General features: G+C 64.5%; 12 protein-coding genes. 9 read left to right on the top strand and 3 right to left on the bottom strand.

Annotated features, from left to right (window positions below):
• Nucleotides 1–83: 83 nt before the first annotated feature.
• Nucleotides 84–710, top strand: a complete 627-nt coding sequence (locus LH19_RS02740; protein ID WP_145923327.1) for a hypothetical protein — start codon at nt 84–86, stop codon at nt 708–710.
• Nucleotides 711–779: 69 nt separating this feature from the next.
• Here the strand turns inward: LH19_RS02740 and purT are convergent, their stop codons facing one another.
• The gene (gene purT, locus LH19_RS02745) at nt 780–1,961 is read right to left on the bottom strand and encodes a formate-dependent phosphoribosylglycinamide formyltransferase (RefSeq protein ID WP_054732923.1); all 1,182 of its coding nucleotides are present in this window, start codon (nt 1,959–1,961) and stop codon (nt 780–782) included.
• 110 nt (nt 1,962–2,071) lie between these two features.
• On the opposite strand from purT, the gene LH19_RS02750 reads away from it, so the two are divergent.
• Nucleotides 2,072–2,548 (top strand): methylated-DNA--[protein]-cysteine S-methyltransferase, encoded by a 477-nt coding sequence (locus LH19_RS02750; RefSeq protein ID WP_054724719.1) that lies wholly within the window; start codon nt 2,072–2,074, stop codon nt 2,546–2,548.
• Between the two features lie 15 nt (nt 2,549–2,563).
• Here the strand turns inward: LH19_RS02750 and LH19_RS02755 are convergent, their stop codons facing one another.
• Nucleotides 2,564–3,001 (bottom strand): Lrp/AsnC family transcriptional regulator, encoded by a 438-nt coding sequence (locus tag LH19_RS02755; protein WP_054724721.1) that lies wholly within the window; start codon nt 2,999–3,001, stop codon nt 2,564–2,566.
• Between the two features lie 142 nt (nt 3,002–3,143).
• Between LH19_RS02755 and LH19_RS02760 the strand changes: the two genes are divergently transcribed.
• Nucleotides 3,144–4,190: an ornithine cyclodeaminase gene (locus LH19_RS02760; protein ID WP_054724723.1), complete on the top strand. Its 1,047-nt coding sequence runs from the start codon at nt 3,144–3,146 to the stop codon at nt 4,188–4,190.
• Between the two features lie 37 nt (nt 4,191–4,227).
• Nucleotides 4,228–5,166 carry an arginase gene (gene rocF, locus LH19_RS02765; protein WP_054724725.1) on the top strand — a complete coding sequence of 313 codons (939 nt, stop codon included), beginning with the start codon at nt 4,228–4,230 and terminating at the stop codon, nt 5,164–5,166.
• Between the two features lie 12 nt (nt 5,167–5,178).
• Here the strand turns inward: rocF and LH19_RS02770 are convergent, their stop codons facing one another.
• Complete coding sequence (locus LH19_RS02770) at nt 5,179–6,051, bottom strand: helix-turn-helix domain-containing protein (RefSeq protein WP_158514381.1); 873 nt, start codon at nt 6,049–6,051, stop codon at nt 5,179–5,181.
• A gap of 192 nt (nt 6,052–6,243) precedes the next feature.
• On the opposite strand from LH19_RS02770, the gene cysD reads away from it, so the two are divergent.
• From cysD to LH19_RS02795, 5 genes are all read left to right on the top strand, one after another.
• A complete protein-coding gene (gene cysD / locus LH19_RS02775; protein WP_054724729.1) occupies nt 6,244–7,158 on the top strand; it encodes a sulfate adenylyltransferase subunit CysD in 915 nt (304 codons plus the stop codon).
• Nucleotides 7,159–7,276: 118 nt separating this feature from the next.
• On the top strand, nt 7,277–9,190 hold the full coding sequence (cysN, locus tag LH19_RS02780) for a sulfate adenylyltransferase subunit CysN (protein ID WP_054724731.1): 1,914 nt from the start codon (nt 7,277–7,279) through the stop codon (nt 9,188–9,190).
• Nucleotides 9,187–9,954: a 3'(2'),5'-bisphosphate nucleotidase CysQ gene (locus tag LH19_RS02785; protein ID WP_054724733.1), complete on the top strand. Its 768-nt coding sequence runs from the start codon at nt 9,187–9,189 to the stop codon at nt 9,952–9,954. The genes cysN and LH19_RS02785 overlap by 4 nt, the downstream gene beginning before the upstream one ends.
• Nucleotides 9,951–11,129 (top strand): sulfotransferase family protein, encoded by a 1,179-nt coding sequence (locus LH19_RS02790; protein ID WP_054724735.1) that lies wholly within the window; start codon nt 9,951–9,953, stop codon nt 11,127–11,129. Before LH19_RS02785 ends, LH19_RS02790 begins: the two co-directional genes overlap by 4 nt.
• The gene (locus LH19_RS02795) at nt 11,122–12,306 is read left to right on the top strand and encodes a hypothetical protein (RefSeq protein ID WP_054724737.1); all 1,185 of its coding nucleotides are present in this window, start codon (nt 11,122–11,124) and stop codon (nt 12,304–12,306) included. The genes LH19_RS02790 and LH19_RS02795 overlap by 8 nt, the downstream gene beginning before the upstream one ends.
• Nucleotides 12,307–12,318 lie beyond the last annotated feature (12 nt).

Below are 12,318 nucleotides of genomic sequence, written 5' to 3' on the forward strand. Positions count from 1 at the left end.
CCCGCCTGGAAGAGAAAGCAGCCATTAGCAAATTGCAGTCTATAGGTTGCGGTCGGTAGGACCAGACACAGGATGACTCATTCATGCAGCGCCGCTTTGGATCGAAGATTACCCTTATGGCGTGTTTAGGAGCATGTGCGATCACCTCGCCTGCGAGATCAAATAGCGACGCAATGTTGCGCGACGAAGATGTTTTGGTTCGTGATTTCCTTCTCGGCGACATGACGGCGTGGAAACTCAGTTCATTCTGCTTTAACACCACCTTGGAAGGCCTCGACGCCAACTCGCTCGAATGGCTGCAAAAGCTCCCCGGGCCGGGCCGAAAAAGCAAAGTCGAACGAAAATATCTCAGAGATCTAAAATCGGTTTCGGCAAAATTTGAACCGCGACCGACCAGGTTGGCGTCAACCGAAGAGCTGGACGGGGGCCCTTTCCAGGTGAAGGCAGGAAAGCTGGAAGAGTGCGAGACTTCCGCAACTTTCAGGCTTCAACGCGTCCTGGTGAAGAACGGGAAGGCCTTTCTGTCAGGCGTTATGGCTACCCCGTGCGCGGGAGTGCCGTTTGGCATTATCTTTCGGAAACGCGGCTCCCAATGGGAGAGGCAGCATGCCGCATATTATTACACCGCAATGGGACCGCCCGGGTGTGGTTATATATCGAAGGCGGCCGCAGGGCGGCCGACAGATTCCTTCCTCATTCTAGAGAAATAACGTCTGCCGATCGCAGGCAGATATAAATGTCCGCAAGCGGTCGTTAGCGGGCGGTCGGAGCGCGCGCGTTTATCCTCGATAATCGATCGTCAGCTTCGCCGCCGCCGCGACCGCTGCGGCGCGGGCGTCGTCGGTGGCGCCGCCCGCGACCTTCGCCAGCGTCACGCCCATCCGCCGATACGGCCGCGTCACCGGCTTGCCGAAGATGCGGGCATCGACCGAGGTTTCGGCGTTCGGCGCGGCCAGCGCATCGGCGAGACCGGTGATCGCGAAATCCTGCGCTTCGCGATCGGCGAGCAGGACGGCGCTGGCGCTCGCGTCGGGTACCGCGATAGCAGGGACCGGCAGGCCGAGGATCGCGCGTGCATGGAGGTCGAATTCCGACAGTTCCTGCGAGATCAGGGTCACCATGCCCGTATCGTGCGGGCGGGGTGACAGCTCGGAGAAGATCACCGCGTCACCCTTCACGAAGAATTCGACGCCGAAGATGCCGTGTCCGCCGAGCGCATCGACGACCTTCGTCGCCATATCCTGCGCCGATTTCAGCGCCGCCGCGGACATCGCCGCCGGCTGCCAGCTTTCGCGATAGTCGCCGCGTTCCTGCCGGTGGCCGATTGGCGGGCAGAAGCTGACGCCGTCCTTGTGACGCACCGTGAGCAGGGTGATCTCATAATCGAAATCGATGAACGCCTCGGCGATCACGCGCAGGCGGTCGCCGCGCATGCCCGCGGCGGCATAGTCCCATGCGGCGTCGATGCCGGCGGCGTCCTTGACCGTGCTTTGTCCCTTGCCCGACGACGACATCACCGGCTTGACGACGAGCGGGAAGCCAACCCGCGTCGCCGCCGCAGCGAGTTCGTCGCGGCTCGTCGCATATTCGAAGGTAGAGGTGGTGAGGCCAAGCTCGCTCGCCGCGAGGTCGCGGATCGCATCGCGGTTCATCGTCAGCTCTGCGGCGCGCGCCGACGGGACGATGTGAAAGCCTTCGGCCTCCAGTTCGGCGAGCACTTCGGTGCGGATCGCCTCGACCTCGGGCACGACATGATCGGGGCGGTGCTTTTCGATCGTGGCGCGCAGCGCATCGCCGTCGAGCATCGAGAAGACCTCGAACCCGTCGGCGACCTGCATCGCCGGCGCGCCGGCATAGCTGTCGCAGGCGACGACATGGCAACCGAGCCGCTTGGCCGAGATCACGAATTCGCGCCCGAGTTCGCCCGAGCCGAGCAGCAGGATTTTGGCGGTGGGAGTCATGGCAATCTTTCCGTCGATGTTGGGCGCAAGATTCGGGACGCGCCGCTGTCTCGCCCTTGCCATATGAAGTTCATCGACAAAGTGCGACAGCGAATGACAGGATCGAACCCGTGACTCATTATTTCAAAACCATCTGGTCCCCGGTCGGCGAATTGACGCTGGTCGCCAATGCCGAAGGCCTTGCCGCGATCCTGTGGGAGAACGACCGGCCGGGGCGCGTCCGGCTGGGCCCGTTGACCGAGGATGACAAGCATCCGGTGCTGGTCGAAACCGAGCGGCAGCTCGGCGAATATTTTGCGGGCGAGCGCCGCGAATTCGACGTGCCGCTGTCCTTTGCGGGAAGCGATTTCCAGAAGCGCGTCTGGCGGGCGCTGCTCGCCATCCCGTTCGGCGAGACGCGCAGCTATGGCGAGATCGCGGATCAGCTCGGCAATGCCGGTGCTTCGCGCGCCGTGGGCGCCGCCAACGGCCGCAATCCCATTTCGATCATCGCGCCGTGCCACCGGGTCGTCGGATCGACCGGCAAGCTGACCGGCTTTGCTGGCGGGCTCGAGGCGAAGGCGTTCCTGCTTGAGCTCGAGCGATAGGACGCCTTCGCGCGACTATATCGTGCTGAGAAACAGGCTGGTTTCGCTGTTCTCGACGCCATCGATCATGCGCACCTCGCGCAGCACGCGGTCGAAGTCCGAAAGGCTTCGCGCGTTGATATCGGCGATGAGATCCCAATTGCCGTTCGTCGTGTGCAGCGTCCGGATTTCGGAAATGCCGCGCAGTTTCTGGATGACTTGGGTGGTCGACCGTCCGCTGACCTCGATCAGCATGACCGCGCGAATGTCGAGATCGTCGTAATCCTCGCGCACGCGCACCGTGAAGCCCAGCAACGCCCCGGTGTCGAGCAAGCGGTCCAACCGGTTCTGCACGGTCGCCCGGGCCACCCCGAGCGCCCCGGCCAGTTTCGATAGCGAAGCGCGGCCGTCGACGCGCAGATGCGCGATGATGCGGCGGTCGAGATCGTCGGGGATGAATTTTGCGATGGCCATCAGGATTTCCGGATTTTGGCAAATTGCATAGTGGAGCTATTCAAATTTACCAGATCCGATAAATTTTCAAGTCGAGATGACGATTTCGACAGGCAGGATGTCGCTTTAGGCTGGGCAAGTTCTCGATTTCAAAGGATGTGCCATGCCGACCGCGCCCTCGCCGCTTGCTTATATTCCGTTCGTCAGCGTCGAAAACATGATGCGCTTCGTCCATCATTTCGGCATCGAAAAAATCCTCGTCGAACTCACCGACGCGATCGAAGCCGACTATCGGCGGTGGGACCTTTTCGAGAAAATTCCCCGCCTCGCCTCGCATTCGCGCGACGGCGTGATCGAACTGATGCCGACTTCCGACGGCGAGGCTTTCAGCTTCAAATATGTGAACGGTCATCCGAGCAACACCGCCAAGGGGTTTCAGACCGTCGCCGCCTTCGGGCTGCTCGCGCGCGTCGACACCGGCTATCCGCTCATGCTGACCGAAATGACTCTGCTGACGGCGCTGCGCACCGCCGCGACCTCGGCGATGGTGGCGCGTCACCTCGCGCCGGGCAACGCAAAGGTCATGGCGATGATCGGCAATGGCGCACAGGCCGAGTTTCAGGCACTGGCGATGAAGGCGGTGGTCGGGATCGAGGAGGTCCGGCTGTACGACATCGATGCGAGCGCCACCGCCAAGGCCGCCCGCAACCTGGGCGATAGCGGCCTGCGGGTCGTATCCTGCACCAGCGCGCAGGATGCGATCGAAGGCGCCCAGATCATCACCACCTGCACCGCGGACAAGGCCTATGCGACGATCCTGACCGACAATATGGTTGGATCGGGTGTCCACATCAATGCGATCGGCGGGGATTGCCCGGGCAAGACCGAATTGCACAAGGACATATTGTCGCGCGCCGTCACCTTCGTCGAATTCGAACCGCAAACGCGGATCGAGGGCGAGATCCAGCAGATGGATGCGAGCTATCCGGTGACCGAATTCTGGCGGGTGCTGAGCGGCGATGCCGAGGGCCGGGGCGACGCCCGGCAAATTACGCTTTTCGACAGCGTGGGCTTCGCTACCGAGGATTTCTCGGCGCTCCGCTACATTTATTCGAAATTGCAGGGCACCGACTTTTTCCAGCAGATCGACATCCTCGCCGACCCCGACGATCCGCGCGACCTGTTCGGCATGCTCCAGCGCGCCGCCTAGCGCGCTCGACAATTTATCAGGGACGGGGACGGGAAAAATGGAACGGCGAAGGATCAGCCTGATCGGGGCTCCGGTCGAATTGGGCGCGGGACTTCCCGGCTGCGCGATGGGGCCGGGCGCGATGCGGATTTCGGGACTGGCGGCCGCGCTCGCGGCGCTCGGGCACGAGGTGGTCGACGGCGGCGACGCCATGGCGGCGGCGGTGTCCGGGATCGGTTTTGGCGGCAACGCGCGCCACGCGCCCAATATCGCCGGATGGACGCGCTCGCTCGAGGAGGTCGCGTACCGGACCTTGCAGGAGGGGCGCCTGCCGATCTTCATGGGCGGCGACCATGCGCTCGCCATGGGTACCGTTTCGGGCGCGGCGCGCCACGCGCGCGACATCGGGCGCCCGCTGTGCGTCATCTGGCTCGACGCCCACGCCGACTTCAACACGCCGATGACGTCGGAGTCGGGCAATATGCACGGGATGCCCGTCGCCTATTATTGCGGCGAACCGGGCTTCGACGGCATTCTCGGTGACGATCGCGCCACCGTCGATCCCGCCAATGTCTTCATGCTCGGTATCCGGTCGGTCGACGACCGCGAGCGCCAGTTGATCGCGGAGCGCGGCGTGCAGGTCTTCGACATGCGCGCGATCGACGAATTCGGCATTGCGGCGATCGTCCGCCGTATCCTGGCGCATGTCGGGAAAATCGGCGCCATGCTGCACGTCAGCCTCGACGTCGACTTCCTCGATCCGGCCATCGCGCCCGGCGTCGGTACGACGGTGAGCGGCGGCGCCAATCTTCGCGAGGCCCATCTGGTCATGGAGATGCTCTGTGAATCCGGGCTGACCACCTCGATGGATCTCGCCGAACTCAATCCCTATCTCGACGAGCGTGGCAAGAGCGCCCGCCTGCTCACCGACCTCACCGCCAGCCTGTTCGGGCGCAAGGTTCTCGACAAGGTTGCGACCCTGATGACGATTCCCTGAGCTGGCCGGCGGCTAATTGCTGCGCTGGCGGAGGCTCGCCGGAGAAAAGCCGAAGCGGCTTTTGAAGGCGTTCGAAAGATGCGCCTGATCGGCAAAGCCGCACCGGTGGGCGATGTCGACCAGCGGCGTGCCGCGGCGCGCGAGGTCCATCGCCGTCGACAGGCGGATGTCCTGCAGAAAGCCGTGCGGCGTGAGGCCGACCTCGCGCTTGAACTCGCGCGCGAAATGGGCGCAGGAATAGCCGAGCCGGTCGGCCATGTCCTGGACGCCGATCTTGTGCTCCAGATTGCGCTCGATCCAGGCGCGCAGGTCGGCGACCATATAGGGCGCGATGCCGCCGCGCGCCGAGGCAGTGGACGAGGCGGGCGCGCGCTGGTGCAGCGCGAGGATGAAGCTGTCGATCAGCGACTGGGCGAGCGCCCGGTCGCCGCTGGTGTCGCGCCGCTCGTAGCAGAGTTGCTCGATCAGCGCCTGGAACAACAAGGTCAGCATCTGGTCGTGGTCCGACCAGCCCATGGTGTCGTCGGGGCTCCGCCTTGTCCCCAGCGCCGGATGGTCGATGATCGCAAACGCCCAGCGGGTCCACAGATCGTGCCGGATATTGAGCGGCGTGCCTGCCGGGTGGATGAACAGTTGATGCGAGGGCAGGGCGGTCGGAACCCACCGGCCATTTTCATGGATTTCGACCGCAATCGGCTGGCCGGTGATCTGCATGCCGATCAGATGGCCCTGCAGCATCAGCGAGCGGACGTCGCAGCCGCGATTGTGGCCGACCTCGAGATGCAGCCCGCGCCAGCCCTTCTGCGCCGAACAGCGTTCGACGACCAGATCCGACTGGTGCCGCGCATAAATGGCGCGATCGCTCTTAAAGAAGCTTCCCAGCATCCTCACCTCCCGCGAGGCCGCGCTTTGCCGCGCGGTCCCCGATCCAGCCATCGCGCCATTTCTTCCGCGCGAAGATATCTAGTCAGTCGATTAATTAGCAGGATTCTACAAAATAGCAGGATTCGTCAAGAGCCGAACGCGGAGCCTGCCTAAGAACCGGCTATGAGACCGGCAAACTTCCATTCCCCGCGCATGCCCGCAGCCCCGAAAACGCTGACCCATTTGGACCGTCTTGAGGCGGAGAGCATCCATATCATGCGCGAAGTGCTGGCGGATGCTGTGAAGCCCGTGATGCTGTACAGTGTTGGCAAGGACAGTGCGGTGATGCTGCATCTGGCGCGCAAGGCCTTTTATCCTTCGCCGCCGCCGTTTCCGCTGCTGCACGTCGACACGACGTGGAAGTTTCAGGCGATGTATGACCTCCGCGACCGGATGGCGGCCGAAAGCGGCATGGAGCTGATCGTCTACCAGAACCCCGAGGCGAAGGCGCGGGGGATCAACCCGTTCGACCATGGTCCGCTGCACACCGACATGTGGAAGACCGAGGGTCTGAAACAGGCGCTCGACCTCCACGGCTTCGACGTCGCTTTCGGCGGCGCACGGCGCGACGAGGAAAAGAGCCGCGCGAAGGAGCGCATCTTCTCTTTCCGCACCGCAAGTCACGGCTGGGACCCGAAGAAGCAACGGCCCGAACTGTGGAACCTCTACAATGCAAGGAAAGCGAAGGGCGAAAGCATCCGCGTCTTTCCGATCTCCAACTGGACCGAGCTCGACATCTGGCAATATATCGCGCGCGAGAATATCCCGATCGTGCCGCTCTACTTCGCCGCGCCGCGCCCGACGGTGGAGCGCGACGGCCTGCTGCTGATGGTCGACGACGATCGCTTTCCGCTCAACGAAGGCGAGGTGCCGGTTCAGCGCTCGGTGCGTTTCCGCACGCTCGGTTGCTATCCGCTCACCGGCGCGGTCGAGAGCGAAGCGACGACGCTCAGCGAAGTCATCCAGGAAATGCTCCTTACGACCACCAGCGAGCGGCAGGGCCGCATCATCGACAAGGACGGTGGCGACGCCAGCATGGAGAAGAAGAAGCAGGAGGGGTATTTTTGACCCGCCACGTCAATCTTCAGATTGATGAAGGGTCAACCCCCGCGAAGGCGGGGGCCGCCAGCGGCAGAGTACCCATGCCAACGGCCCCCGCCTTCGCGGGGGCGACGAGTAAGGCCATATGACCAAAACATCTACCGATCCCGTCTATGTCACCGACGCGCTGATTGCCGAGGATATCGACGCCTATCTCGAACAGCATCAGCAAAAGTCGCTGCTGCGCTTCATCACCTGCGGCTCGGTCGACGACGGCAAATCGACGCTGATCGGACGGCTGCTCTACGACAGCAAGATGATCTTCGAGGACCAGCTGGCGGCCTTGGAGGCCGACAGCAAGCGCGTCGGCACGCAGGGGCAGGAGATCGACTTCGCGCTGCTCGTCGACGGCCTCGCCGCCGAGCGCGAGCAGGGGATCACGATCGACGTCGCCTACCGCTTCTTCACCACCGAAAAGCGCAAGTTCATCGTCGCCGACACCCCGGGGCACGAACAATATACGCGCAACATGGTGACCGGCGCTTCGACCGCCGACCTCGCGGTCATCCTGATCGACGCGCGCAAGGGCGTGCTGACCCAGACGCGGCGCCACAGCTTCCTCGCCCATCTGATCGGCATCCGGCATATCGTACTCGCGGTGAACAAGATGGACCTTGTCGATTACGACAAGACGGTGTTCGAGCGCATCCTGCTCTCCTACCGCGCCTTCGCGAGCGAGATCGGCATCACGAACTTCACCGCGATCCCGATCTCGGGGTTCAAGGGCGACAATATCACCGCGCTGTCGGACAATACGCCCTGGTACAAGGGGCCGGCGCTGATCGAGCATCTGGAAAGCGTCGAGGTCGGCAGCGCCGCCGACGAAGCGAAGCCCTTCCGCATGGCGGTGCAGTGGGTCAACCGCCCCAACCTCGACTTCCGCGGCTTCTCGGGCCAGCTCGCGAGCGGCAAGGTCAGGCCGGGCGACGCGGTGCGTATCCTGCCCAGCGGCAAGACGACGGCCGTTGCCCGCATCGTCACGCTGGATGGCGATCTGGATGAGGCAGTCGCGGGCCAGTCGGTCACGCTGACGCTTGCCGACGAGGTCGACTGCTCGCGCGGCGACGTCATCGCCGCGACCGACAATCCGCCCGAGGCGGCCGACCAGTTCGAGGCGACTTTGGTGTGGATGGCCGACGAGGCGATGATCCCGGGGCGCGCCTATTGGCTGAAGCTCGCGACGCAGAGCGTCTCGGCGACGGTGCAGGCACCGAAGTACGAGATCAACGTCAACACGCTCGATCATCTCGCGGCGAAGACGCTCGACCTCAACGGCATCGGCGTCGTCGAACTGTCGACCGACAAGCCGATCACCTTCGAGGCCTATGGCGACAACCGCACTTTGGGCGGGTTCGTGCTTGTAGACAAGCTGACCAACGCGACCGTCGCGGCGGGCATGCTGCACTTCAGCCTGCGCCGGGCGCAGAATGTCCACTGGCAGGCGACCGACATCGACCGCGACATGCGCGCGGGCCTCAAGAACCAGCGTCCCGCGCTGCTCTGGTTCACCGGCCTCTCGGGCTCGGGCAAGTCGACGATCGCCAACCTCGTCGAGAAGAAGCTGCACCGGATGAACCGCCACAGCTTCCTCCTCGACGGCGACAATGTCCGCCACGGGCTGAACCGCGATCTCGGCTTCACCGAGGCCGACCGGATCGAGAATATCCGCCGCGTCGGCGAGGTGGCGAAGCTGATGACCGACGCCGGGCTGATCGTCATCACCGCGTTCATCAGCCCGTTCAAGGCCGAGCGCGAGATGGTGCGCAGCATGCTGCCCGAGGGCGAGTTTATCGAGATCTTCGTCGACACCCCGCTCGAAGAAGCCGAGAAGCGCGACGTCAAGGGCCTCTACAAGAAAGCCCGCGCCGGACAGCTCAAAAACTTCACCGGCATCGACAGCCCATACGAGGCGCCCGAAAACCCCGAAATCCGCATCGATACCACCAACATGACACCCGATGAAGCCGCTAACCTCATCGTCGACAGGCTGCTGGGATGAGCGCCGCCATGGACGATGCTGCGCTCGCCGCGCATCTCGCCGAAACCGCGGGGCGCATCCTGCTCACGGTGCGCGACTCCGGGCTCTTTGCCGGCAAGGCGCTCGGCAAGGCCGGCGACCAGGTCGCGAACCAGTTCCTGATCGATGCGCTGCGCGAACAGCGGCCCGATGACGGCATCCTGTCGGAGGAGAGCAAGGACACGCCCGAACGGCTTGCCAAAAGCCGCGTCTGGATCGTCGACCCACTCGACGGCACCCGTGAATATGGCGAGGGCCGCGTCGACTGGGCGGTGCATGTCGCGCTCGCGATCGACGGTGTTGCGCGCGTGGGCGCCGTGGCCTTGCCCGGCCTCGACGGCGGCGTCGTTCTCGCGACCGACCGCGCTGGTCCGCTCCCCGCCGCTGCCTCGCGCCCGCGCCTCGCGGTCAGCCGTACGCGCCCGGCGCAGGAGGCGCTGGCCGTTGCCGAAAGCCTCGGCGCCGAGCTCGTCCCCATGGGTTCGGCGGGGGCGAAGGCGATGGCGGTCGTGCGCGGCGAGGTCGACATCTACCTGCACAGCGGCGGTCAATATGAGTGGGACAGTGCCGCGCCCGCCGCGGTCGCGCTCGCGCACGGCCTGCATGCCTCGCGCATCGACGGCGCGCCACTCGTCTACAACCAGCGCGACGTCGCGATGCCCGACCTGCTGATCTGCCGCAAGGAGATGGCGGAAAGCCTCGTCGCGGCGTGCCGCAATCCAGATACCAAGGGGAGAGACGAATGACCGGTTTCGATACGGCGGACGGCGCGCGCGCGTTGGCGGAAGCGCGTGCAACAAGCGGTATCGACCGCCGCGAGCCAGAGGACTTCGTCGCCGCGCTCGATGCCTTCTATCATTTCGCGCGCCGCGGCACCCCGGACGAAGCCGGTTTCGCGCAGCTCGACGCGATGGCACAGCGCCTCCTCGTCAACCGGCTGCGCTTCGCCGACGACCTCGCGCGCCACCCCGAGATCCTCGACGAGAATGTCGCCGACCCGATCGTCGTCATCGGTTTCCCGCGCAGCGGCACGACCGTGCTGCAGCGCATGATGTCGGCCGACCCTGCGATGCAGTCGCTCAAATTCTGGCGCCTGCTCAACCCCGCACCCTTCCCGGGCGAGGCGCCGCACGAACCCGGCGGGCGGCTGGTTTTCGCCGAAGCCGTCGCCGATGCGATCCGCACCGGCAATCCCGCGCTCCATGCCGCGCACCCTGCCGTCGCCGACGATGCCGACGAGGATTGGAACCTCCATCATCTGAGCTTTCAGCATGTCGGCCATATCTACACCGGCGTCCCCGACGCCGATTATCTCGAATATCTGCGCACGCTGCCGCGCCGTCCGAGCTATGCCTATGTCGCCGACCTGCTGCGCTATCTGCAATGGCAGGACGGCGGACGCCGCGGCCGCAAATGGATTCTGAAAAGTCCGGTCCATGTCGGCCATCTCGAGGAGATGCTGGCCTTTCACCCGGCCGCGACCTTCGTCTATCCGCGCCGCGATTTTCGCACTGTCGTCGCATCCTTCTGCAACGCGCTCGAGGCCGCGCAGCAGCCGCATCTGACGCGCTCGCCCGCTGCGATCGGACGCATCGCGCTTGCATATTGGGTGCCCGAAATGCACCGCTTCCAGCAGGCGCGCGCCCGGTTGGGCAATCGGCTCAAGATGATCGAGGTCGATTATCGCGACATGCTCGCCGACCCGATCCGGCATATCCGCAGCTTCTACGAACAGGCCGGCATCGCCTTGTCCGATACGGGGGAGACCGCGATCCGGACGTGGATCGCCGACAATCCCGCCGGCAAGCACGGCATCAACCAATATTCGCTCGAACGGTACGAACTGACCGAGGCGATGGTCGACGACGCCTTCGGCTTCCTCGACGCCACCCCGAGCACGGAGACCCAGCTACATGTCTGATATTGCAAGCGGCTATGCCCAGTTCCTCGACGCGGCCCGCGAGGTCGAAGCGATCATTCGCGCCCATCCCGGCACCACCGACGCCGATCTGGCGGAGGGGTATCAGTATCTCGCCGGCATGTGGATTTTCCACGTCGAGCGGGCGTTCAAAAGCTATGATCTGGACCGTCCTGCTTTCGTGCGCGACATGGACAATGTCCGCACCTGGGGGCTGCCGACCCCCGATCATCATTATTACAGCGCCCAGATCGACGGCGGCGGCGTCTATCGCGTGCTGGGGCATCGCGGCAACACCGTCGACTATTGCTTCGAGCTGGTGTCGGGCCTCGCGGGCGACGACGCCGTGGTCGGCGACCGCATCGGCGCGCTCGAATCGAGCCGGCTCGAGATCGAGGCCGACGGTCGCTTCGAACTTTGGATCGGCGGTCCCGAACGGCCCGGCAACTGGATGAAGAGCGACGATCGCGCGCGCTGCTTGTTCGTGCGCCAGACGGTGAACGACTGGCTGACCGAACAGCCGACCCCGATGCTGATCGAACGCATGGACCAGCCGGTTCCGGTACCCCGCCGCCCGGCGCTCGCCGACATCCAGCAGCTCTATGCCGTCGCCGCGCGCAACATGGTCGACCAGGTCAAATTCCTTGACGATTTCGCGCGCAACTGGACCAAGGTGCTGCCGCTCAACGATTATCCCGCGCCCACCGTCGGCCCCGCCGACGCCGGCTATTTCCCGGGGCAGTTCAACACCAAGGGCCGCTGGGAAGTCCCTGCGGGACAAGCGCTGGTGATCACGATCGAGCCCTGCGACGCCAAATATCAGAGCCTCGCGCTCGCGCATCCGCGCTGGTTCAACAGCTTCATCCCGCGTTCGGTCCAGTCGAGCATCACCGGCGCCCAGTCGCGCGTGTCGAGCGACGGGCGCTTTCGCTATGTGCTCGCGGGCGAGGATCCGGGGGTGAGGAACTGGCTCGACACGACGGGCGTGGAATCGGGCTTCATCTTCATGCGCTTCCAGCAACTCGCCTCGGGCGTGCCGCCGAAGAAGCCGCTGACCAAGCTCGTGCCGCTCGCCGCGGTGAAGGACGAATTTCCCGCCGACGAACCGCGTGTCACGCCCGAGGAGCGTCTTGCGACCGCGCGCCTCCGCCGCCTCGCCGCCGACCGCCGCTATTTTTGAAGGACCGCCGGG

The sequence above is a fragment of the Sphingopyxis macrogoltabida genome, assembly GCF_001314325.1.
GTDB classification, from domain to species: domain Bacteria; phylum Pseudomonadota; class Alphaproteobacteria; order Sphingomonadales; family Sphingomonadaceae; genus Sphingopyxis; species Sphingopyxis macrogoltabida.